This window comes from Olivibacter sp. CPCC 100613 (assembly GCF_036959255.1).
In the GTDB taxonomy this organism is placed as follows: Bacteria; Bacteroidota; Bacteroidia; order Sphingobacteriales; family Sphingobacteriaceae; genus Olivibacter.
The window spans coordinates 795,683-819,394 of record NZ_JAWMTI010000002.1 but is presented as its reverse complement, the minus strand read 5'-3'; the positions used below and the strand labels follow the sequence as shown (position 1 = coordinate 819,394).

Sequence of the window (23,712 nt, the reverse complement as noted above, 5' to 3'; positions counted from 1 at the left end):
AGGCACTTGGTAGCGATCATTTAATCAAATGCACGAGCTGTTTATTGAAAATATGTATGGAATGCGGGTTGGCATGCTGGATTATGGTGCTAGGTTAACGCGCATTGAAGTTCCCACTTCTTCGGGTTCGTTTCTTAATACGATCTTAAGGTATGCCTCGAGCAAAGACTATCTAAGCGATCCGTATTATATTGGGAGCACGATCGGAAGATTTGCAAATCGGATTCGAGATGGACGCTTTATACTGATGGGACGTGACGTTCAGCTATCCATGAATGAAACTGCTCATTTAAATCACCTCCATGGTGGTTTTATAGGGTTTGATAAAAAAGTCTGGCAGGTAAAGAATCATGAACGATCGGCAATCACGTTGACAGTTAGAAGTGAAGATGGCGAAGAAGGCTTCCCTGGCGCTGTACATGTTGAAATGCATCTTAAGCTATTAGGTAATAGTACCTTGGCTATCAAGTTTTACGGAACAACAGATGCGCCAACAATAATGAACTTAACGAATCATGCTTATTTTAATCTGAGCGGGTCTGTAGATACGATTGATCAGCATAAATTGCAGGTTTTAACAGATTGCTATACACCATTAAATAATAGAAACTTACCGAATGGAGAAATTGAAATGGTGAGGGGAACTAGGTATGATCTTCGACAGCCGCAATCGGTTTACGAAGTAAAAAATACAATAGTTAATGCGAACTATTGTTTTGACCAACAGCAAGAAAGGGTGAAGAAGATGGCTGTATTGGTTCACGGTCCGTCAAACCGTACATTGACCGTTGGCTCAACCTATCCAGGACTACAGGTGTATTTTGGAAATTTTCTTGGCAAACCATTTATCAGCAATCAGGGTTTATGTTTGGAACCCCAGTATTTTCCTGATAGCCCCAATTTACCGCAATTTCCAACTACTCTTTTACTTCCCGGTCAAGTTTATTGCCATGAAATTTATTATCATTTTTCCAACTTTTAAGTTCTTCATTCATTAAGAGTGAAATGTACGATCATCAACATGCAAATCATTGAAAAATTGAGAGAGGCTAATTAATCGTCTTGTCTACTTGAGATGATCTATTGAATAAATGAGAAACGGAACTACTCATTCTTTCCCAATAATATGTACTTTTAAGACCAAGACGTCAGATAGTAGGATCATGAATATTAATTTGAATAGAATAAGCCTTTTTTTCTTTATATACCTCGGAATGTGCCAAGTTCTGGTAGCGCAACATGTCAAAGCGGTTATTCCAGGTGATTTTGCTGATCCTTCTATCATCAGGCAAGGTGATCGTTATTATGCGATCGGTACATCAAGTGAATGGGCTCCCCATTTCCCTATTTTTAAATCGACCAATTTGAAGGAGTGGCAACAAGTAGGATTTTTATTTGAAGAGGCCCCAAAATGGACGAAAGGCTCTTTTTGGGCCCCTGAGTATTACTTTCACAATGGAGTTTATTACGTCTACTATACGGCACGACGAAAAAGTGATGGGGTTTCCTGCATCGGGGTAGCTACTTCTCAATTCCCCGATCGTGGATTCAAGGATCATGGTGTGCTAATTGAGTACGGAAAGGAGGCTATTGACGCTTTTGTATTTAATGATGAGGGTCAGCTGTATATTACGTGGAAAGCATATGGTTTGGACAAAAGGCCCATCGAAATCTTGGGAAGTAAACTTTCAGAGGATGGACGCTCGCTCGTAGGGAAACCTTTTACCCTGCTAAAAGACAAGCGAGGGGAGGGAATTGAGGGGCAAAGTATATTAAAAAAGGGTCAGTATTATTACCTATTTTATTCAGCGGGTGCTTGTTGTGGTTTAGAATGTACCTATAATGTAAGCGTGGCACGCGCAAAGGCAATTACCGGGCCATATGAGGAATATACGGCAAATCCGATTCTTGATGATCTGGACGATTGGAAATGTCCTGGACACGGGACCTTCGTGGAGGATAAAGAAGGGAAAACCTTCTATATGTACCACGCCTATAACAAAACCAGCCACGTTTTCACGGGAAGAGAAGGGCAAATTTCCGAGTTACAATGGAAGGACGAATGGCCGGCTTTTGGTAGTTCTATTTCGGAAGATGCGGACTATCCTAATGTTCATGTTGATTTTACTAATGACACTGAGCGTATTTTCTGGCAGTGGGATTTTCGATATATGCAACCACGAATTCAGATGCAAAATACACAGCTAACTCTTTCGGGAGCATATGATTCGCATTATGAGGCAGGAATTGCATTAACATTAAGACCTTATACACTTTCTTATGAAATGAGTACGACCGTGTTAAACCACAACCACTCCGATAAGGGTTTAATTCTTTATGGTGATGAAAAGGCATCTATTGGGCTTTCCGCAAAGGGAGACGATGCGGTGTTTTGGATGATAAAAGATGGAAGGAAAAAAATAATTGATAAGCAAGCTTTATCGGATAAGGAGCAACCTGTTTCCTTAAAAATGCGTATATCTCCCAATTTTATCTGTAAAGCATATTGGAAACAAGATAACAATTGGCAGGAGCTGGATGCGGAGAAGGACGGATATGCAATTGATTTTTTACCGCCTTGGGATCGCAGCCCTCGACCTGGTTTGAATTTCAGCGGATCAGAAGACAGCCAGGCAGTTTTTCAATTTTTTGATCTTAACTATCTAAGGCACTAAAAAGAGGCGGTTTTATGGATACACAAACAATAGAAGGTAGGCTGAGAGATCATATAACGAAAATCGTGCCCCTTGATGATGAGGAATTTGCATTTGTGTTTCGTCATTTTTCAGTTAAAAGATACCGAAAGCATCAATTTCTTGTTCAGGAAGGTGACTTCGTAAAATATCATTATTTTGTAGTTACAGGTTTGTTAAAATTAGTTTACACCGACGAGTCCGGGAAGCAATACATTGTATCTTTTGCCATGGAGGACTGGTGGGAGAGCGATTTTTATGCTTACTATACGCAAACGAAAGCTACGATGTCGCTAGAATGCCTTGAAGATACAATTGTCTTATGCCTTTTGCTTGAAGACTATAAAAAGTTGTGTGACGACCTTCAAAAGATGGAACGTTTCTTTCTTGAAAAAGCGAATTTTGGTTTTATTGGGTCGCAACGTCGTATTATATCTTGGTTGACATCTAACACGAAAGAACGTTATGAACAACTCCTTAAACGTTATCCTGGACTTATTCAGCGTGTACCCAAAAGTCTTATTGCCGCTTACTTGGGTGTTTCGCGGGAAACGCTTAGTAGGTTAGCCCGCTAAAGTCACAAGAAGCAATGGACTACATTAAATGCCCACTCTCTATCTTACTTAGAATTTTGTAAGGTAAATTTCAAGAAGCTTATTGGTTTATTACAGAAAATCACCGTTTCGGTACAATGTTCCATTTTCAGCTTTTCCCTTGGCGACAAAGTTTTTATATTTGGAATACGCGCTGCATGAAATTATTGTGAAATTGATGCAGATGGTAGGATAGAATGAATTTTTCACCCAAAATTTAATTGGAAGTTATGGAAACGTTAAAATTTATGACTGATATCAACTCGCCAATGGAAATGAGTCGCATTAAATCTATTCTCGACAAGTTTTCTGAAATCCGTGAATGGAAGATAGATTTTGATTCGATCTATAATCTCTTGATAGTAAGAGCGATTAACTTAAAAGGCCCTGTGTTAGCGGAGGCACTTCATCGAATGGGTTACAATGCCACTTTATTATATGAGGAGTAGCTTTGGGCTATTCTCCTCGTTTATTTTTTTTCTTCTAAAAATACGCCATGTGCCATTGTGCCATCTACAATGCTTTCTTTTGCTACTCGCTTGCAGCGGCCCAACAACACATTAAAGCTGATGGATGGCACCCTTACAAAGGGTCCTTCATGATTAGCTTGTCAATGCTTAACTCATTTATATGAAGCTTACCAATTTTACCCTTTCCGATTCGGAGCATGCCTATAGCAATTGTGCCTATTGCAAGTGCTCCAATAGCCATTGCTCCAATGGCCATCACACCAAAAGCAATACGACCACCTGCCGCCTGCCCAACAACAGCACTTCTGACCTTGCTTGTTAAAAACGATTTTCTTTTCATCTTTATATTCTCTTTTGATTCTAGTAGGAGTTCATTATTATTAACAACATTTTAAAGAAGAATCGGTTTACCGGTATTTATAGGAGGCAAATTTTATCCTCTCCTATGGATTCGTTTTTGTTTAGATGAATCAAATAGCCGTTATTTTGATACATTATGGCTGTTTAAATTCAGTAGAATTTTGTTATTTAGCTTTCAATATTGACCATAAATTATCCAAACCATTAAATTAATATGATACAGAAAACCTGCTTAGGTAATGGCATTACAATGGGTTTCTTCTTTATCCTCCTTTGCTCTGGCAATTTACAAGCTCAGGAGAAGCCTGCGATGTATTTTACCGATTGTTCATCTGGTAAGCCTATTGCGAAAGACCCTAAAGTGATATATTTTAAAGGAAAGCATTGGATGTACTATTCCATTCCAGGAAAAGAAGGTGGGGGCTGGCGTATTGGTATCGCTCAAAGTAATAATTTGACCGATTGGCAGAAAGTTGGCGAATTAACTAAAGCTGCAACTTATGAGCAAAATGGCCTGTGCGCTCCTGGTGCACTCGTGCGAGGTGATACCGTCCATCTTTTCTATCAAACCTATGGCAATGGACCTAAAGACGCTATTTGTCATGCTTATTCTACCGATGGAGTTCATTTTACGAGAGATAATACGAATCCGATATTTAAACCCACAGGTGATTGGAATAATGGTCGAGCAATTGATGCGGAAGTTCATTTCTATAAAAATCAATACTTTCTCTTTTTTGCTACACGAGATCCCATGGGAGAAGTGCAGATGCAAGGGGTAGCCGTTGCTCCCAAGGGTACCGATTTCAGAAAAACACATTGGAAGCAGGCCTATGACGGGCCTATTTTAAGGCCAACCTTACCTTGGGAAGGCCAATGTATCGAAGCCGCATCTGTAATCGAAAAAGACGGTGCACTGTATATGTTTTATGCGGGGAGCTATAATAATGATCCACAGCAAATCGGATTAGCGAAAAGCGAAGATGGTATCCATTGGAAACGCGAAGTACAAGAACCCTTTTTGTCAAATGGAAGTTCTGGGACGTGGAATCAAAGTGAGTCTGGTCATCCCGATATCTTTAAAACAAAAGATGGTAAATACTATTTGTTTTTTCAGGGAAATAACACCAGTGATGGACAGTCTTGGTATCTTTCCAATGTACAGCTGCAATGGACAAAGGCCCTGCCCGAAATCCGTCGCTGATTTTAAGGTGTTTTTATCCTAAATATGTTTGTCCACCTGGCCATGCGCATAGGCTTGGCCATAGGCTGTGGCTGTTCGTAATACCGTTTTGTTCTTATTGAAAGATTGTGGGTGTTCAAAACTCGGGTTTATAAGCGGATGATTTACTGTTTTTTAATTGCCTGCTCAAGCACACGATTAACTACTTCAGCCATTCGGGTAAATCCTAAATCTGTTAAATGGGTGCCATCAATCATTGCTTCATGATCATTTCCCGTTAAATGCGCAGCAGGTATATAAAAGATATTGTTGTATTTTTCCTCCTTTAACAGCTGATAAACCCGATGAATACTTTCATTTTGTTTTTTTACATGACGGCCTGTCTGTTGATCAAAATAGCCCGTTTCTCTTATAACGCTTTCTATTAGTATAATAGGTGTCTTGGGGTGCTGCGACTTTAGGTATTTAATAAAAGGCAGTGCCCGCTCATTAATTTGCGCTACTGTTTGATTAGGAATGCAATCCAAAATATAACAATCGGCGGAAACCGTGGCAAGGTATTTTGCAAGCGCCATCTCCATTTTGGCGCTGCCGCTAAAACCTAAGTTAATAACATCGATACCCAACTTTCGTTGAATAATTGCGGGATAGGCCATAGCTGGTCTACTGGCAGAGGCTCCTTGGACGATACTGGAACCGTAAATTACAACGCGTTTGGTCGTGTCAATACCAGGCTGCTTAGGGCGACCAATACTAGATTTAGGTTCGATTCCAATCTGTAGTTCTGAAACGGTATTGTACAGTGGCAGATAGAGCATAAACTGCTTTGTTGTTGTATCCATTCTGCTGATGATAATCTGTTTTTGATTCAACATATCCTTTGCAGGTTTTCCTACACCCACATACTGCCACTTACCATCTTTTAAGCAATAAAGATCCAGTCCACTATGGGCAATGGGAGTCATATTGGCGAAGTATTTATCTTCGGCTAAGGTCCATTTTGCTGCTAATATCGACGAATTTGTTTCAAAAACTACAGCGATGCCCGCACTGTTCAATGCCAGGTCCTGAACAGCTTGAGGCATCAGGTTTGATTCCCGACTTTGGATTCGTTGAAAGATTTCCTTGGTGGGTTTAGGCTTTCCCAAAAGGACCAGGTCATTTGCCGGAATATATCTTAGACTATCCTGCGCATAAGCTACTTGACTTAAAAAAAAATAACATAGGAATAGCCATACAGAAAAAACTGCCTTTTCTTGTTTTTTTTCTTCCATATCTTTATAGTGAAAGTTTTACATAATACGGAATGTAAAAATTTTTTTGTAGAAAATTAGGAAAAGTAATTTTTTTAATAATCCAACCACATTTTAAATACAGGTGCTTTTGTTCTGCTAACAATAACACCTGTGTCCGTGTCGTTTTTAATTTTAACTTTCAATTTTCCATTAAAAAAATTAGCAACCTTTTCAATGGAATTGACGTGTATAATATACTGACGATTTGCTCTAAAGAAGAATTTTGGATTCAATTCCTGTTCCAAAATTTCCAAGGTTTGAGGAACGATGATCCGCTCCCCATTGTATAGGTTTGCAAAACTGATATTCTGCTGGGAATAAAAAAAGGCAATATCTTCTACATTGATTTTCCTATAGCCATCGCGGTAGGGAAGTAGGAAACGTGATCGATATTCTTTTGGTTGGATGTAGGCTAACAGTTCTTCAATTAATGGATATTGTTGGTGCTGTTGTACGGTATGTTCAAATTTTAGGATAGCAGCCTCAAGTTCATCTTTTTCTATCGGCTTAAGAAGATAATCCACACTATTGTATTTGAATGCCTTCACCGCATATTCATCATATGCTGTTGTAAATATGACCGGACATCTGACTTCCGCTAGATTGAAAATCTCAAAGCTTAACCCATCAGCCAATTGCACATCCATGATGATCAGGTCGGGGGATTTATTTTCGGAAAGCCAACGTATTGTTTTCTTGACACTTGTCAAGATAGCAACAATCTCTACATTAGGTCGTATTTTGGATATTAACCGCTTTATACGTTCTGAGTTGAGCTTTTCATCCTCTAGAATCAATACTTTTTTTATTACGTTCATAATTTGATAAGAGGGACTTTTACGGTAAAATGTTCATCGTTTTTTTCTACAACAGGTTTTCTCGCCGATATTAATGCATAACGGCTAATGATATTTTTTAAGCCAATACCTGTAGAATGGGGCTTTTTGATTAGCGGTAACAAGGTGTTGGAAACAACCAATTCGTCTTGATCATTAGCGTAAATACTTACAACTAATGGGTCTTCTTCCTCGGTACGATTATATTTCAGTGCATTTTCGATAAATAGTTGAAGGGTAATAGGAGGAATTAGCAACGTAAGTTTAGATTCCTCAATGTTAATCCGAAAAACAGCACCTCCTCCCATCCGGTTTTTAATAAGGAAAAGATAGGCATGGAGAAATTTGAGTTCCTCGGCTAATGTCACCAATTTCTTTTTAGAATTGACGAGCAGATATCGATAGACCTTCGTAAAATTTTCTGTGTATTCATAACCCAATTGTTGATCCTTCAATATCAATTCCGATAGAACACTTAAGTTGTTAAAAACAAAATGCGGATCAAGTTGCAACTTCAAAGCCTGCAACTCTATTTCAGCTGCTAATTGCTTATTTTCGGCTGCTTTTACTTTGTATTCTGCCGCTGTCATGGTCGCTTTTTTCCAATTTTGCAATAAAAAATCACCGGTATTCAGACTACTGATCATTAAAGCCCACAATACGATGGCAATCACGGTGTATAAGCCCTCTCTTAAACCAATAATGGGCTTTGTGTTTATATTTATGGGATCTGTAAAGGTATAATAAAGAAGACCCAAAGAAACAATAAGACTCAAAGCACCTATGATTTGAAGTATTGTTTGAATAAACAGGCGTTTCATCGGGTGAGTAATCCAAGGTATTTTTCTATTCAATTTCCTGTCTATGAAAAGACTCAGTTCCAAGACTACTGCGCAAAATAATAGATTGACGAGCACGTCTATTATTAGCTCGGATGTCGGCATGTTAAAATATTCCGTCCAATATGAATAGGGAAATATAACGAACAAGGTCGCATAAGATACCAAGAAAGTTAGTATAAGCAACTGGATATGTTTCGCTTTACCTCTTTTTATAATCTTAATTATTTTTTGCAGCTTGTTCACAAATTCCCTTTTTTATATAGTTGGCATTCCGTATAGCTCTATTTCGTATTACTCACAAAATAAAAGAGTTTAAAGTGAGTTTTTAAATAAAATTAATTGAAATGCATCAATGTTCAATTGAAAGGGACGCTAACCGCATTGAAATGAATACGAGCGATTGGTGCCGTCTGTACTGAAGTTTGTTACGAAGATCGTTGTCACCGTACTAATATCAATTAAAAACCTCCATCTTTTAGCTAAATTTTAAATTGGGTACCTATTAAAAATGACTAATATTAACTTCATATCAAATAGGAGAGCATTGCAATAAGCACATAAATATACGATTTTCTGTGCCTGTATTGTGTAAGTGAAACTATCCGAATTATAGTAGCTTTGTTCTATCACAAAGGGTCGGATGGCCGAGCGGCTAGGCAGAGCTCCGCAAGAGATCTTAGAGTGGTTCGAATCCACTTCCGACCTCAATGAAAAATACAAGTGCGTATTTTTTTATTTGGAGTTCACGTAAATTTTAACCGTCTTCCGCTGAGAACGAAGACGGTTTTTTTATTTATATGAACGGAACTCTTATGTCAATCTAATGTTTCAAAGGTATATTTGATATTCCACATTTTGAGTGGTACAGGTAAATTTTTTTCATTCAGTTCGGCCGTCCTTTTTTGAGATTTAAGGACGGCTTTTTATTTTAACCTAGTCAATAAGTAGCCATTTAGAAAATGTAAAACTCTTGCATTATTTAAAATGTGTATTTGGGTTATACGGAAAATCTGGTTTTTTATTTTCTTAAGATTTTCTCCATGGATTTACCTTTTGCTAATTCATCAATCAACTTATCCAAATAGCGGACCTTCTGCATGAGCTTATCTTCTATTTCCTCTACACGATATCCGCAGATTACGCCTGTAATTTTTGAAACATTTGGATTGATTTGTGGTGCTTGGGCGAAGAATGTTTCAAAATTAGTCTTATTGGTGATGTGCTGTTGCAAAGTTTGCGCATCATAGCCAGTTAGCCAATAGATGATCTCATCTACCTCTGCTTTGGTGCGTCCCTTTTTTTCCGCCTTTTGTATATAGTGCGGATATACACCTGCGAAAGACATTTTATAAACTCTTGTATTATCCATCGTATTACGATTATCAAATGATTTTATGTTCGTTATGACCCTGATTCCAAAGTCTGTTTTTGAATTACTTGGCGTATGTCGGAATTAGGCGGCCGATTTGATAAACTTCCCATATTTTTTTTTTGCTTCCATTAAAATTATCTATGCCCGCGGTCGTTCAATAATTTGCAGCTTATTTAGGAGCTTGTTGAATTGATCCAGGCCGCTTGTAAGCGATTCGTTATATAGCAAACAGAGTGGTCAACTTGAAAAGGATATTTTTTTGAATTTTTCTTCCCATCATTTCCTTCAGATTTATCCTTACGCACAAATGTAAGGATATAATTTACATATCTAAACCTTTTAGGGAAGAGACAGGTGTTTTGATGAGCTAGAAAAGCATCGTGAAGTTGATCGAAGGAAAGACTTAATAATACCAACGTTAATTTGAACAAAAATTATAATTCCGTAACTTGGAAATTTTAAGAAAAAAATAACCGTTCGTATGAAAAGCATAAGAAAAATAAACATTTTATGTTCTCTTTTGCTCTTAGTTCCTGTGTGGTCACTAGGTGCCAATCAAACGAAGAAGGTAGATGTTGAATTTTACATTCCGGTAAAAGATTCCAGGCTGTATGTCCGTGTTGTAGGTAATCCGCAGGCCCCTTTGTTAATCAATTTACATGGCGGCCCCGGAGGATTTTCCGGTTTTGATCATCTATTGAACGAAAAACATTTAGAAGACGATTACTTAGTTGCTTATCTTGATCAAAGAGGCGGAGGGAAATCGGATGCTTGCCCCGATTCCACCCTGCTCACAATGCAGCAATTTGTGGCCGATCTGGATGTTGTTGTTGATACGCTGAAAAATAAATACCACCATAAGCAGATAAGTCTGGTAGGTTCTTCTTGGGGAGGAAGTTTAGGCCTGTTGTATATGATTGATCATCAGGATAAAATAACATCTTTTGTTTGTGTAAGTGGTAAAGCGGATGGTGTATATCCTGTATATGCATTGATTGAACATGAAGAAAAGCTGGCGAGCGATTTACTGCAAGAAACTAAGGATGAGAAAAAAAGAGAGCGATATAAAGAAATTCTTTCAACACTGAATGAAGTAAAAGGAAGCGATTTTAATCGATTCTATGAAAAGCTGATGCTGATAAAAATGCAATTTCCCAAAGAACTTGGTTTCAGTCCCTACTGGTCAAATACCAAAGCGCAAGCGCTTGCTGTACAATTGGGCAAAGACCCCGCATATTATGCAGCAGCACATTATACAAAAGCAAGCTTTGATGAAGCGCTGGAAAAAGGAGAGTATGTCAATCGTATATTTCGGAATACCCGTGCTTACAATTATTTGAATATACTGCCTGCGCTTAAAGTCATCAACAAACCCGTATTGGTTGTACAGGGGGAAGACGATTATGCAATTGGTCAGAAGCAGGGATCTATGATTTATAGCGCGTTAACGGGTGTTCCCGCGGAGAAAAAGGAGCTTCATATGATTCCTCATGCGGCTCATAATTTAAACATGGAAAGTGAAGAGCTATATTACAAAATCATCAAGACCTTTTTGTGGAAACACCTAGTTCCGTAGAGCACACGCAGAACGATATTATGAATAATTTCATATAAATATTACAGGTAATCCATTTTTTCTTTTGGTCAAATGATTCGGGCTTTTTATTTTTGTCCACGTGAAAAGATTTTTTCTGTATATTTTCATTATTCTCCTTATTGGTGAAAGTTTGGGATTGACCCAATTGGTCAAATTACCGAAATTATATGAACATTACAGGGAACATCAAGCGCTGAACCCCGAAGTTAGCCTCTATGACTACCTTGCTATGCACTATTGGGGGCAGGATCTGAACGATGACGATGATGAAAAAGATATGCAACTTCCGTTCAAGAAGCACGATATCAGTACACCATCCTTTCTTTTCATTCCCAATAATAAAGTTGTTTGCTTAAAACCACAAGCTTGGCCTGTTGAAGAAGATTTTGACGCGGAACGTTCAACTTTTTACTTCAACCCGGCCGGTGAGTCCTTATTCCGTCCTCCGAGAGTCTAGTTTAACCTTGCTTTTATTTTGCAGTCAAATAGGCTGCTAGAACGTGTCATTTGTGAAGACAAATGGCCTTGCTTCGTATATTCTAGACTTTAATTTATGTTAAATAAAATAATTCAATTTTCAGTTAAGAACAAACTGGCGATTGCGGCATTTATGTTGGTATGGATCGTTTATGGTGCCTATCAATTAACGCAATTGCCCATAGATGCGGTACCGGATATTACGAATAACCAGGTACAGGTGATTACTACAGCACCTGCACTTGGTGCAGAAGATGTAGAACGGTTAATTACATTTCCTATCGAATTAGCCGTAAGCAATATACCTGGCATTCAAGAAAGCCGTAGTATGTCGCGATTCGGACTCTCGCTGATCACCATTGTTTTCGAAGATGGGACAGATGTATATTGGGCCAGGCAACAGGTCACTGAACGCCTATCTCAAATTGAAATCAGTGAAAATGCCAATGCACCTTCGCTTGCCCCCGTAACTACTGGTTTAGGTGAAATCTATCAATATGTAGTTAGACCCGAAAAGGGCTATGAGAAACGCTATTCCCTCGCTGATTTACGAACGATACAAGACTGGGTGATCCGTAGACAAATTCTTGGAACACCTGGTGTAGCTGATGTATCGACCTTTGGTGGAGAACTAAAACAATACGAGGTTGCCGTTAATCCTTCCAAATTGAAATCAATGAATCTAAGCATCAGCGATGTTTTTAATGCACTTAAACGTAACAATCAGAATACGGGAGGTGCATATATCGAAAAGGGCCCTGCTGTACTTTATATAAGGAGTGTCGGATTAACAAAATCGATGTCCGATATCAACAAGATTGTGGTAAAAGAAAACAATGGTATCCCTGTGCTTATCAGTCATGTCGCAGATGTAAGGTTGGGTGCCGCTATCCGGTATGGAGCCTTAACCATGGCTGGTGAAGGGGAGGTTTGTGGTGGTATTGTGATGATGCTTAAAGGTGGAAATTCATCCGAAGTTATTGAGACGGTAAAGACAAAGGTAGCCGAGATTCAGAAAACACTGCCCGAAGGACTAAAAATCGAGCCCTTTCTTGATCGTACCAAAATGGTTAATAATGCAATTGGTACGGTAGAACACAACCTACTAGAAGGAGCGCTGATCGTTGTTCTTGTCCTGGTACTTTTTCTAGGTAATCTTAGAGCGGGACTCATCGTTGCATCGGTCATTCCCTTATCCATGCTCTTTGCTATTGCCATGATGAATACATTCGGTGTAAGTGGCAATTTGATGAGCCTAGGGGCACTCGATTTTGGTTTAATTGTAGATGGGGCGGTCATCATTGTTGAAGCCATTTTGCATCATATGCATTTCACAAAAAAATATATGGGTGTCGATCGGATATCGCAAGAGGAGATGAACAAGGAGGTTACCGCATCCGCCTCGCGTATGATGAACGCGGCGGTATTCGGACAAATCATTATCCTAATCGTTTATCTTCCTATTCTGTCGTTAACTGGTATTGAAGGTAAAATGTTCAAACCAATGGCGCAAACGGTCGCATTTGCGATTCTTGGAGCCTTTATTCTTTCACTCACTTACGTACCCATGATCAGCTCGTTGGTTATCAGTAAAAAAATAACCCACAAACCCAGTATATCGGATCGTATGATGACGCGTCTTGAGACGACTTATCAACGGTTGCTTTCCAAAGCACTTGCTATTCGAAGAATCTTGGTAATTGCCACTTTTCTATTATTCTCTATGGCTGTTTTCATCTTTACCCGCATGGGAGGAGAGTTTATCCCTCAACTTGAGGAAGGCGATTTTGCTGTAGAGACGAGGTTATTGGTTGGTGCCAATCTTTCTACAACCATAAAATCCATTAATAGAATTACCGAGACACTTAAAGAACAGTATCCCGAGGTCGAGAAAATTGTATCCCGCATTGGAAGTGCCGAAATCCCTACTGATCCAATGCCTATAGAAGGTGGCGATATGATTATTGTTCTGAAAGATAAATCGGTATGGACCAGCGCAACAACTTTTCCTGAATTGGCGGCTAAGATGTCTACAACAGTGCAGCAAGTAATGCCTGGGGTCACGACGGGCTTTCAATATCCGGTACAGATGCGTTTCAATGAACTAATGACCGGGGCAAAGCAAGATGTCGTATGTAAAATATATGGAGAAGATCTCGATAAGTTGGCCTCCTACGCAGGCCAACTTGGTTCCATTGCTAAAACTGTTGACGGAACGGCCGATTGGTATATTGAATCAGTGACAGGAATGCCACAGGTTGTAATCGATTATAATCGCGGTGAAATAGCCAAATACGGTTTGGATATTGAGAATGTGAATAGAACAGTGAATGCGGCATTTGCCGGCGCTTCTGCAGGGAAAGTTTATGAAGGTGAGAAAAGTTTCGATCTTGTTGTAAGAGTTGGGGATGAGGGAAGAAAAAGTATAGAAGATGTCAGAAATCTACAGATATCAACATCTACAGGCCTCCAGCTACCGCTCTATCAGCTTGCAAGTATTAATGAAGTCGAGGGGCCAAATCAAATACAACGAGAGAATGCAAGACGTAGAATTATTGTTGGTTTTAATGTTCGCGGACGCGATGTTCAATCCATTGTAGAAGAGCTGCAACAAAAAGTCGATACCAAACTCAAAATGGAACCGGGTTACACGATAACCTACGGCGGCGCCTTTGAAAATTTACAGCAGGCAAAGAAGCGATTGAGTGTTGCTGTTCCTATTGCTTTGCTGCTTATTTTTGTTATGTTGTATTTTGCTTTTTCGTCAATAAAAGAAGGAGCGTTGATTTATACGGCTATTCCCTTATCGGCTATTGGTGGTGTCTTCGCACTTGCTATCAGAGGTATGCCTTTCAGCATTTCAGCGGGAGTAGGCTTTATCGCACTTTTTGGAGTTGCCGTGCTTAACGGGATTGTGCTTATCTCCGAGTTCAACCGTATCAAAAAAGAAGGGAAAATTACCGATATCCATGAGTTGATCTTAGTAGGTACACGAAACAGATTACGTCCCGTGTTGATGACTGCCGCTGTAGCTTCACTGGGATTTTTACCGATGGCGATCAGTAACGGTGCGGGGGCTGAAGTTCAAAGACCTCTTGCGACAGTGGTGATTGGGGGACTGATCACAGCTACTTTTCTTACGCTTTTTGTTTTACCGGCGCTTTATCTTTTATTCAATCGAAAGGCAAGTGATAAGTCGAATAAATCCATCTCTTTAGTCGTTCTCGCCTTGCTGGTTTCAAATTTTGCATTTGCACAGACAAACAAAGTACAACCTGTTGGAATAGAAGAATCGCTCCGAATTGCTGAACAACATAATCTTAGATTGCAAGGATCGCGATTGAATGAGCAGGCCTATGAAAGCCTAAAAAATACTGGATTTGATCCTGCCAAAGCTCAATTGTCCGGTGATTACGGTCATGTGAATAGCGCTTACAACGACAATCGAATCGGAATAACCCAAACTTTGAGTTTTCCGACCGTCTATGTTAATCAGAGCAGAATCTTGAAATCAGATCTTCAAGTTGCTCAAGAAGATACCCGATTAAACGAACAAGAGTTAAAAGCAGCTATAAGAAGTATCTTTTTTGAATACCTCTCTATGGAAAAGCGGAAAGAGCTACTGATTTATGCCGACAGTCTTTACCGGCTTTTCGAAGCCAAGTCCAATAAACGGTTTGAAGTCGGGGAGGCTAATGTCCTCGAAAAAACGGCTGCAGCATCACAAAGACAGCAGATTAATAACCAATTTCGCCTTTTACAAAAAGATATGGACATCGCATTGAACCGTTTTAATGCTTTACTGCAAGATACGGTATCCCATATCCCTGAATCACGTGAATCGCGCTTTTTTTTCTTCCCTGAACAGGTAGATTCCTTGTCCGGTATTAGGTCACTTCCTGCTTTTAAGCGTGCTGAGCACATAGCGGAAGCGTCCCATAATCGCTGGAAACTTGAGCGATCCAAGCTATTACCTGAAATTACTTTAGGTTATAATAATCAAAGCTTACAGGGAATTCAAAACGTTGGGGGAGAAGAAGTGAACTATACAAGGTCAGATCGCTTTAGTTATGTTAGTGCAGGCCTAAGCATTCCTGTTTTCTTTGGTGCACAGTCTGCCCGCGCAAAATCTGCTAAATTTATCTGGCAGCGTCAGGTCAAACAAGCATCACAGGTTGAGCTTCAGCTTCGCGCCGATCTGCGTGATGCCATTCAAGAAGTTGAAAAGTTTCAGGAGGTGCTTAACTATTATGAAACAACAGGGCTGAAGAATGCTGAAACGATCATATCTACCGCAGATCAACAGTTTCAAGAGGGAGAGATCGATTACTTGCAGTGGGTCATCCTGGTTAATCAGGCAATCGGAATTAAAGGCGAATACATCAATATGCTGAACGCCTGCAACCAAGCATCAATCGAATTAAGTAAACTATATAATAATTAAGCACAATGAAATATATAATATATAGCTGGATAGCTTTCCTTTTTCTGGCAGCATGCAGCGGAGAAAATAAAGAGCAGGAAAAAGCAGATAAGACAGCTGATTCGATTCAGCAGCTAAACGATACCCTTGTGAATCTTAGTGACGAACAGATTTCATCAGCAGGGATTGAAGTGGGAAAACCTTTGTCAGAACATATTAGTGGGATGGTCGCATTACAGGGTGCGGTAGATGTACCTCCAAAAAATACGGTCAACCTGAGTTTTCCTATGAGCGGGTATGTTAAGTCGACTTCCATGCTGCCTGGTAAACAGGTGAAAAAAGGGGAGGTTTTAGCTGTTTTAGCGGATATGCAATTTATACAATTACAGCAGGATTACCTGACGGCTAAAACGAATGCAGCACTCGCTGAAGCCGAATTTGACAGACAACGAGAACTGAATGCCAGCAAGGCTAGTAGTGACAAAGTGTTTCAACAGGCGAAAGCAGAAATGGAACGCCAACGTATTCTAGTAAGCGCATTCGGTGAGAAGCTGGCGTTGATTGGGATTGATCAGCATAAACTTAATGCATCTAATGTACGGAAAGAAGTTTCTTTGATATCTCCCATAAACGGATTTGTAGCCAAAGTCAACGTGGCAGTTGGCAAATATACATCACCTACTGATGTGCTCTTTGAGCTAATAGATCCTTCTGATATTCATTTATCATTAAAGGTTTTTGAAAAAGATCTACCCAATATTGTGATTGGCGAGCGCGTGTCTGCTTATACGAACAACAATCCTGCGAAGAAATTCGGAGCGAAAGTTTTTTTAGTTAGCAGAACTTTCGATGAAAACAGAATGGCTGATATACATTGCCATTTTGATCAATACGATCCATCACTTGTACCAGGTATGTTCATGAATGCCGAGGTAGCAGTGAAGGATGTAAAAGCGCTGGTTGTTCCGGAAGAAGCCATTGTCCGATGGGAAAACAAATATTATGTGTTTATAGAGCGCTCACAGGGTAATTTCATCATGACAGAAATAACTCCCGGTATTCAGCGTGATGGAAAACAGCAAATTGAAGGAAATGCAATCAATATAGATACCAAACTAGTTGTAAAAAATGCTTTTTCGCTCCTCATGAAAATAAAGAATACAGAAGAGGAAGGTTAAATTAAAATCAATTATTATTATTCTAAAAAGCCATTCTCGATGAAATCGAGAATGGCTTTTTATGGGCTAAATGATTGTTATGGATATTTACTAAACGAATGAATATTTAATAGCATTTTACATGAAAAAATGTCGTTTTATCGATGCGAAGTAATTCGAATTCAACGGATGTGTTATGCTGATAGAACGCAGATGCTACGGATGCTGGGAGCAACTTCAAAATGTAAAACAAATAATTGATGAATACAATGAATCATATTTTTGATATCTTTGCCTACAATGAGGCTTATTTCATTGATTTGTGTATTGTTGATTGTTATCCAGAATGCCTTGCCTTGTGGAGATAGGGCTGTTGGTGGATCTACCATGCTGGAGAGAAGCGTTAGCACCTACAAATCCCTAAGCCATGATAAGGAACACAAGGATAGCTGCACACCTTTTTGCCAATGTAGTTGCTGTGCTACACCTTCTCTTCAATATCCGTCCATAACATACAATGTTTTTATTCCTGAAACCGTAAATGATTATATCGGTTATATACTTTCTGATGTACCGCAATTTCCACTTGATATCTGGCAACCACCTCGGTTAAAAGCCTAATTTTTTCTCCGTCTGACATCTGATCAAGGATGTCTCAACTACTATTTATTTATTATTTCAATTAAAAGGTAATGGCACGCAAGAAACCTTACCGGAGAAATGGCGTATGAAACATAAGCGCGTCCAGCGCTTGTTTTATGTTCCGTTTCGCATTTCAACTAATTGTATGCTTAATAGAGTCATAAAATTCTCAATCGAGAATAAACTAATAATCGCCTTGATGACATTGGCGCTTATCATATGGGGGGGCTATTCACTACAGAAGCTTCCAATAGATGCTACACCTGATATTACGAACAATCAGGTACAGGTTATTACCTTAAGTCCATCATTGGCCACACCTGAAGTTGAGCGATTGATTTCCTTTCCGGTTGAACAGACAATGTCAACCATTCCCAAGATTGAGCAAGTCCGTTCGATTTCGAGATTTGGCCTTTCCGTTGTTACCATTGTTTTTCAAGATGACGTCGATATTTACTGGGCCCGCCAACAAGTTAATGAAAAATTGGCGGAAGCTGGAAGTAATATACCGCCCACGATTGGAAAACCCGAGATCGCTCCAATTTCAACAGGATTGGGCGAAATTTATCAATATGTTGTACACGCCAAACCTGGCTATGAAGATAAATACAATGCGCGGGAATTGCGCACAATACAAGATTGGGTGGTTCGTCGGCAGCTTTTAGGTACACCTGGTGTGGCCGAAGTCAATAGCTTTGGTGGATTGCTAAAACAATTCGAAATCGCACTCGATCCAGATAAGCTTAATAGCTATAACTTAAGTATTACAGATGTATTCGGTGCCTTGGAACGTAATAACCAGAATACAGGAGGTGCTTATATCGATAAGAAGCCCAATGCTTATTTTATCAGGAGCGAGGGTTTAGTGGGAAGTTTGGCAGATATCCGAAAAATTGTTGTTGAGAAGCGACTTGGCCAGGTGCCGATATTGATTGAAGATATAGCCACCGTACAAATGGGGAGTGCCGTTCGATACGGTGCGCTTACTCGAGCAACTGGTAAGTCACAAGGTGAAGCGGTAGGCGGCATCGTGATGATGTTAAAAGGGTCCAATGCGAAGAAGGTAGTGTCAACCGTTAAAGAACGCATCGCGCGTATCAATAAAACCTTGCCGGAAGGGGTGACAATTGAGGCATTTCTGGATCGAAGTGCACTTGTTGACCGGGCGATTGGTACGGTTGCCAAAAACCTGATTGAGGGAGCGCTGATTGTTATCTTTGTATTGGTGCTTTTCCTGGGAAATTTGCGGGCGGGAATTATCGTTGCCTCTGTGATCCCTTTATCCATGCTTTTTGCCATTTCCATGATGAATCTTTTTGGGGTTACTGGTAATTTAATGAGCTTAGGTGCTATTGATTTCGGTTTGATTGTCGATGGAGCGGTCATTATCGTGGAAGCAACTATGCATCATCTGGGATTGCGCAAAGGGAGTGAGCAATTACATCAAACCGAAATGGATGCAGAAGTGTATGTGTCCGCATCAAAAATCCGTTCAGCCGCAGCTTTTGGAGAAATTATTATTCTTATTGTGTATTTGCCAATCTTAGCCTTGGTAGGAATAGAAGGCAAAATGTTTGGTCCGATGGCGCAAACAGTTTCCTTTGCCATTCTCGGAGCATTTTTGCTGTCGCTGACCTACGTGCCTATGATTTCTTCGCTTGTGCTCAGCAAAAAAATACAACACAAACGCACTTTTTCCGATCGTATGATGGCTTTTTTCCATCGCTACTATGAACCGATACTAAAGTGGGCATTGCGGAACAAGGCGAAAGTCGTGATATCCGCAGTTGTCTTATTGGCGATCAGCATTTTTGCGTTTTCAAAAATGGGCGGGGAATTTATTCCAACATTAGAAGAAGGAGATTTTGCCGTGGAGACGCGTTTACTCACAGGGAGCTCACTTAGCCAAACAATTGATAAGGTGAATCAAGCATCGGCTATCCTGATCAATAAATTTCCCGAAGTAGTAGAGGTTGTTGGAAAAGTTGGTGCTGCGGAGATCCCGACGGATCCAATGCCTATGGAGGCAACAGATTTGACCGTCATTCTGAAAGACAAAAAGGAGTGGGTGTCTGCTAAGGGGCGGGAAGAATTAGCCAACAAGATGGCTGAAGCGCTTGAGTCGGTTACGGGTGTCACCTTCGGCTTTTCACAACCTATCCAGCTTCGATCAAATGAGCTGATATCAGGGGTTCGTCAGGATATCGGTATCAAGATTTTTGGGGAAGATCTCGATCAACTCACAAAACTGTCACAGCAGGTGGGTAAATTGGCCGCTTCGGTTCAGGGGGCTGTCGATATATATATTGAACAGGCGGGTGGATTACCACAGATTGTAGTTAAGATTGATAGGGCCCAACTCGCACGATTCGGTGTTGACGTTGACGCGGTTAATCAGACGGTCAATACAGCCTTTGCCGGCCAATCGGCGGGCTTGGTTTATGAGGGCGAGCGTCGCTTCGATATGGTGGTTCGTCTCGACAGCACGTATCGAAAAGATATCAATGATGTACGTGATGTCTATGTTTCCGCTGCCGATGGGAGTAAGATCCCCTTATCACAATTGGCGAAGGTTGATTTCCAAGTGGGACCGAACCAAATCCAACGTGAAGATACAAAAAGAAGGATCATCGTAGGTTTGAATGTGCGTGGTCGGGATATAGAAAGTGTAGTCGAAGAAATACAGCAGAAAATTGATAAGCAAGTTAAGCTCCCTACGGGTTATTATATTACCTATGGAGGTCAATTTGAGAATTTGCAAGCAGCCGGTAGACGATTATCCATCGCTGTGCCAGCGGCTCTTTTGCTCATTCTTACCCTTTTATATTTTACATTCGGATCTGTCAAGCAATCCTTGCTGATTTTTACCGCCATCCCAATGGCGGCCATAGGTGGTGTGTTTGCACTTTTGCTTCGAGATATGCCCTTCAGTATTTCTGCAGGTGTTGGCTTTATCGCACTTTTCGGAGTTGCGGTTCTGAATGGCATCGTGCTTATTACGGAGTTTAATCGTCTTAAAGATGACGGACTTGAGGATCTGAACGAAATTATTCTTCAAGGTACTGCTGTCAGATTACGACCGGTACTGATGACTGCAACTGTTGCTTCTCTTGGTTTCATGCCAATGGCCCTTTCTACAGCGGCTGGTGCCGAAGTGCAAAAGCCACTAGCTACGGTTGTGATCGGCGGGCTTGTCACATCTACCATTCTGACACTACTCGTGCTGCCTATCTTGTATACGTATTTTGAAAACATGAAGTTAGGTGTTGGTCGAGCTGGAAAGTTGACCGTCAGCGCCGTTCTTCTCGGTTTAATGGCTTTTCCTAATCAAGGATACGGCCAAACGACACAAAATCAAAAATCGGACTTGTTAACGATGGAAGAAGCCATCAAAACTGCACTGCAAAATAATCCTGCTATACGAGCTTCTTCGCTGCAAATAGATCAGCAAAAAGCTCTGCGTGGTGCTTCTGTCGATCTTGGTAAAACAACATTCGATTTACAATACGGACAGATGAACACCACTAAAAGGGATAATAATTTCTCCATTTCGCAAGGGATTCCCAATCCCTTTCTTTTCGCGAAACAGCGGAAGTTGGTGGATGAGCAGGTCAAAAGTCAGGAATATAATCTTGCTATTACAGAGAATGACCTGATCTATCAGGTAAGGAGCGCTTACGGTCAATTGAGTTATTTTCTTTCACTGGAAAAACTGTTTCTAAAACAGGACTCGATTTATGGTGGATTTTTGAGAGCTTCGTCATTGCGCTATAAAGCCGGTGAAACGAATCTGCTTGAGAAAACGACTGCAGAGACCCAGCTCAATGAGATACGGAACAGACTGGAAAAGAACCGTTCCGATATTTTAATCTATAAAGCGGAGCTAAAACGACTACTAAAAACGGATGACTCGATTATGATTGCTGACGATAGTCTACGCCGTCAGATTTGGAAGCCCCTTGATGAGTTTGTGACTGCTGAAAATCCTTTATTACTATTGCAAAAGCAACAGGTGAGGGTTTCGGATAAAAATTTAGCTGTTGAAAAAGCCAAGTCGGGTCCCGATTTCAGTATCGGTTATTTTAACCAATCGCTGATAGGAAGCCAGAACGTCAATGGCAACGAAGTTTACTTCGATGCAGGTAAACGTTTTCAAGGTATTCAGGTAGGGTTATCCGTTCCTTTATTCTTCAGCCCTTTTTCCAGTCGGATAAAAGCAGCACGTATTGGCCAACAGGTAGCTCAATCGGAGGCTGAGTTAATGGAAGTTAATCTGCACTCGCAATACCAGCAGGCGCGACAGGATTTTTTCAAAAACCTACGCAGTATTGAGTATTACGAGTCGAATGCCTTGCCCAATGTGGAACTCATTCTGCGTCAATCGCAGATTGCCTTTCAACAAGGGGAAATTGGGTATGTCGAGTTCAGCGTTGCATTACGCACCTATACCGATATCCGCTTTGCTTATTTGCAGGCACTAAATCAATACAATCAATCGATCTATACCTTGCAACATTTAACAGGAAATAATCAATAAAACATGAATAACAGCATAAAAATTAAAGGATTGTATGCCTTTTTGGTTTTAGCTACTCTATTAATGTTGTCATGTGGGCAGCAGGCAACAAAATCGGAAACTGTAGCAAGCGAATCCGAATCCGAAGAAAATGCAAATATCGTTGAACTTTCCACCGCACAATACCAGGCTTCCGGTGTGTCAATTGGTGAACCTGAAAAGAAAGCGTTGAGCGGTACCTTGAAAGTAAACGGTTTTGTGGATGTACCTCCAGAAAACTTATACAGTATAACCACGCAGATGGGGGGGATCGTCAAATCGGTAAGCGTGCTTCAGGGCAGCATGGTTACCAAAGGGAAAGTGATTGCCATTCTCGAAAATCAGGATTATGTGCAGTTGCAGCAAGATTATCTGGAAAGTAACAGTCAATTGGAGCTTGCTGAGGCAGAGTATAAAAGACAACTTGAACTTTCAAAAGAAAACATCAATGCAGCGAAGGTATTACAACAAGCAAAGGCGCAGCGCCAAACAATGCTGGCCAGAACGAATGCATTGCGCGAAAGGTTGAAGTTGATTAATATTGATGCAAACAAGCTCAATTCTGGTAATATTCGCAGTACGATGAATATCTACGCCCCTACAGCTGGTTATGTAACAAAGGTAAACATTAATGTCGGAAAGTTTGTTGCACCCAATGATGCGATGATGGAAGTGGTGAAGAATACTAATCTGCATGTGGAACTGAAAGCGTTCGAGAAGGATGTCTCCAAGTTGGCAGTTGGACAGAATGTACGCTTTGTACTGAACAATGAAACAGCAGAGAGAAATGCAAGAATTGTGCTTATCGGGAAAGAAGTTGGAACCGATAAAACGGTTACGATTCACTGCCTTGCTAATATCGATTCCGAAAATCTGATCCCGAATACCTATGTACGGGCCTTCATTGAAACGGGTAGCAAGGAAGTCGTAGCACTTCCTGAGACGGGTGTAGTGGATTATTTGGGTAAGCGGTACATTTTTGTAGAGAAACAAAATCGGAAGTTGGCAAACAAAGATGCTATGCCAACGAATCGTAGCGAAATGCACCGTTTCGAGATGGTAAACATCATTACCGGATTACAAGAAGCTGGTTATGTTGAAGTACAGCTTCCTAAAGGTATCGACTCTACTTCGATTGTGAAGACCGGCGCATATGATTTGCTTTCGAAGTTAAAAAATAGTGAGGAAGAGGAATAACTGTAGATCCATTGCAAAAT

17 protein-coding genes are annotated in these 23,712 nt (G+C 40.3%); 12 read left to right on the top strand and 5 right to left on the bottom strand.

The features are described 5' to 3' along the window. The first annotated feature begins 28 nt into the window (after positions 1–28). From RYH73_RS09935 to RYH73_RS09920, 4 genes are all read left to right on the top strand, one after another. Positions 29–982, top strand: a complete 954-nt coding sequence (locus tag RYH73_RS09935) for an aldose epimerase family protein (RefSeq protein ID WP_335313266.1) — start codon at positions 29–31, stop codon at positions 980–982. Positions 983–1,163: 181 nt separating this feature from the next. Further along, a complete protein-coding gene (locus tag RYH73_RS09930; RefSeq protein ID WP_335313265.1) occupies positions 1,164–2,675 on the top strand; it encodes a glycoside hydrolase family 43 protein in 1,512 nt (503 codons plus the stop codon). A 14-nt stretch (positions 2,676–2,689) separates the two neighbouring features. Next, positions 2,690–3,268, top strand: coding sequence for a Crp/Fnr family transcriptional regulator (locus RYH73_RS09925; protein ID WP_335313264.1), 579 nt, complete (start codon positions 2,690–2,692; stop codon positions 3,266–3,268). A 248-nt stretch (positions 3,269–3,516) separates the two neighbouring features. Beyond that, positions 3,517–3,735: a hypothetical protein gene (locus RYH73_RS09920; protein WP_335313263.1), complete on the top strand. Its 219-nt coding sequence runs from the start codon at positions 3,517–3,519 to the stop codon at positions 3,733–3,735. Positions 3,736–3,868: 133 nt separating this feature from the next. On the opposite strand, the gene RYH73_RS09915 is transcribed toward RYH73_RS09920, so the two are convergent. Continuing rightward, entirely contained in the window at positions 3,869–4,096 is a 228-nt protein-coding gene (locus tag RYH73_RS09915; protein ID WP_335313262.1) for a hypothetical protein, read from the bottom strand. A 234-nt stretch (positions 4,097–4,330) separates the two neighbouring features. On the opposite strand from RYH73_RS09915, the gene RYH73_RS09910 reads away from it, so the two are divergent. After that, a complete protein-coding gene (locus RYH73_RS09910; protein WP_335313261.1) occupies positions 4,331–5,320 on the top strand; it encodes a family 43 glycosylhydrolase in 990 nt (329 codons plus the stop codon). Between the two features lie 143 nt (positions 5,321–5,463). Here RYH73_RS09910 and RYH73_RS09905 read toward each other — a convergent pair whose 3' ends face one another. The 4 genes from RYH73_RS09905 to RYH73_RS09890 all read right to left on the bottom strand — a co-directional run bounded on the left by RYH73_RS09905 (position 5,464) and on the right by RYH73_RS09890 (position 9,641). Further along, a complete protein-coding gene (locus RYH73_RS09905) occupies positions 5,464–6,573 on the bottom strand; it encodes an SGNH/GDSL hydrolase family protein (protein WP_335313260.1) in 1,110 nt (369 codons plus the stop codon). Between the two features lie 74 nt (positions 6,574–6,647). After that, the gene (locus RYH73_RS09900; protein WP_335313259.1) at positions 6,648–7,412 is read right to left on the bottom strand and encodes a LytR/AlgR family response regulator transcription factor; all 765 of its coding nucleotides are present in this window, start codon (positions 7,410–7,412) and stop codon (positions 6,648–6,650) included. After that, positions 7,409–8,515, bottom strand: a complete 1,107-nt coding sequence (locus RYH73_RS09895) for a sensor histidine kinase (protein ID WP_335313258.1) — start codon at positions 8,513–8,515, stop codon at positions 7,409–7,411. Before RYH73_RS09895 ends, RYH73_RS09900 begins: the two co-directional genes overlap by 4 nt. Positions 8,516–9,290: 775 nt before the next feature. Next, positions 9,291–9,641 (bottom strand): DUF2200 domain-containing protein, encoded by a 351-nt coding sequence (locus tag RYH73_RS09890; RefSeq protein WP_335313257.1) that lies wholly within the window; start codon positions 9,639–9,641, stop codon positions 9,291–9,293. Between the two features lie 484 nt (positions 9,642–10,125). On the opposite strand from RYH73_RS09890, the gene RYH73_RS09885 reads away from it, so the two are divergent. The 7 genes from RYH73_RS09885 (at position 10,126) to RYH73_RS09855 (ending at position 23,692) form a co-directional block, all read left to right on the top strand. After that, positions 10,126–11,220, top strand: coding sequence for an alpha/beta fold hydrolase (locus RYH73_RS09885; protein WP_335313256.1), 1,095 nt, complete (start codon positions 10,126–10,128; stop codon positions 11,218–11,220). 100 nt (positions 11,221–11,320) lie between these two features. Next, positions 11,321–11,698 carry a hypothetical protein gene (locus RYH73_RS09880; RefSeq protein ID WP_335313255.1) on the top strand — a complete coding sequence of 126 codons (378 nt, stop codon included), beginning with the start codon at positions 11,321–11,323 and terminating at the stop codon, positions 11,696–11,698. Between the two features lie 96 nt (positions 11,699–11,794). Beyond that, entirely contained in the window at positions 11,795–16,162 is a 4,368-nt protein-coding gene (locus RYH73_RS09875; RefSeq protein ID WP_335313254.1) for a CusA/CzcA family heavy metal efflux RND transporter, read from the top strand. A 5-nt stretch (positions 16,163–16,167) separates the two neighbouring features. Beyond that, positions 16,168–17,319 (top strand): efflux RND transporter periplasmic adaptor subunit, encoded by a 1,152-nt coding sequence (locus RYH73_RS09870; RefSeq protein ID WP_335313253.1) that lies wholly within the window; start codon positions 16,168–16,170, stop codon positions 17,317–17,319. A 279-nt stretch (positions 17,320–17,598) separates the two neighbouring features. Then, positions 17,599–17,919: a DUF6660 family protein gene (locus RYH73_RS09865; RefSeq protein WP_335313252.1), complete on the top strand. Its 321-nt coding sequence runs from the start codon at positions 17,599–17,601 to the stop codon at positions 17,917–17,919. Between the two features lie 166 nt (positions 17,920–18,085). Next, positions 18,086–22,477, top strand: a complete 4,392-nt coding sequence (locus RYH73_RS09860; RefSeq protein WP_335313251.1) for a CusA/CzcA family heavy metal efflux RND transporter — start codon at positions 18,086–18,088, stop codon at positions 22,475–22,477. Between the two features lie 3 nt (positions 22,478–22,480). Continuing rightward, on the top strand, positions 22,481–23,692 hold the full coding sequence (locus tag RYH73_RS09855; RefSeq protein WP_335313250.1) for an efflux RND transporter periplasmic adaptor subunit: 1,212 nt from the start codon (positions 22,481–22,483) through the stop codon (positions 23,690–23,692). The last annotated feature ends 20 nt before the right edge of the window (positions 23,693–23,712 follow it).

What these genes read in the sequence shown, in the direction of transcription:
- RYH73_RS09935 (WP_335313266.1), top strand. Translation starts at nt 29, where the DNA reads ATGCACGAGCTGTTTATTGAAAATATGTATGGAATGCGGGTTGGCATG.
- RYH73_RS09930 (WP_335313265.1), top strand. Translation starts at nt 1,164, where the DNA reads ATGAATATTAATTTGAATAGAATAAGCCTTTTTTTCTTTATATACCTC.
- RYH73_RS09925 (WP_335313264.1), top strand. Translation starts at nt 2,690, where the DNA reads ATGGATACACAAACAATAGAAGGTAGGCTGAGAGATCATATAACGAAA.
- RYH73_RS09920 (WP_335313263.1), top strand. Translation starts at nt 3,517, where the DNA reads ATGGAAACGTTAAAATTTATGACTGATATCAACTCGCCAATGGAAATG.
- RYH73_RS09915 (WP_335313262.1), bottom strand. Translation starts at nt 4,096, where the DNA reads ATGAAAAGAAAATCGTTTTTAACAAGCAAGGTCAGAAGTGCTGTTGTT.
- RYH73_RS09910 (WP_335313261.1), top strand. Translation starts at nt 4,331, where the DNA reads ATGATACAGAAAACCTGCTTAGGTAATGGCATTACAATGGGTTTCTTC.
- RYH73_RS09905 (WP_335313260.1), bottom strand. Translation starts at nt 6,573, where the DNA reads ATGGAAGAAAAAAAACAAGAAAAGGCAGTTTTTTCTGTATGGCTATTC.
- RYH73_RS09900 (WP_335313259.1), bottom strand. Translation starts at nt 7,412, where the DNA reads ATGAACGTAATAAAAAAAGTATTGATTCTAGAGGATGAAAAGCTCAAC.
- RYH73_RS09890 (WP_335313257.1), bottom strand. Translation starts at nt 9,641, where the DNA reads ATGGATAATACAAGAGTTTATAAAATGTCTTTCGCAGGTGTATATCCG.
- RYH73_RS09885 (WP_335313256.1), top strand. Translation starts at nt 10,126, where the DNA reads ATGAAAAGCATAAGAAAAATAAACATTTTATGTTCTCTTTTGCTCTTA.
- RYH73_RS09875 (WP_335313254.1), top strand. Translation starts at nt 11,795, where the DNA reads ATGTTAAATAAAATAATTCAATTTTCAGTTAAGAACAAACTGGCGATT.
- RYH73_RS09870 (WP_335313253.1), top strand. Translation starts at nt 16,168, where the DNA reads ATGAAATATATAATATATAGCTGGATAGCTTTCCTTTTTCTGGCAGCA.
- RYH73_RS09865 (WP_335313252.1), top strand. Translation starts at nt 17,599, where the DNA reads ATGAGGCTTATTTCATTGATTTGTGTATTGTTGATTGTTATCCAGAAT.
- RYH73_RS09860 (WP_335313251.1), top strand. Translation starts at nt 18,086, where the DNA reads ATGCTTAATAGAGTCATAAAATTCTCAATCGAGAATAAACTAATAATC.
- RYH73_RS09855 (WP_335313250.1), top strand. Translation starts at nt 22,481, where the DNA reads ATGAATAACAGCATAAAAATTAAAGGATTGTATGCCTTTTTGGTTTTA.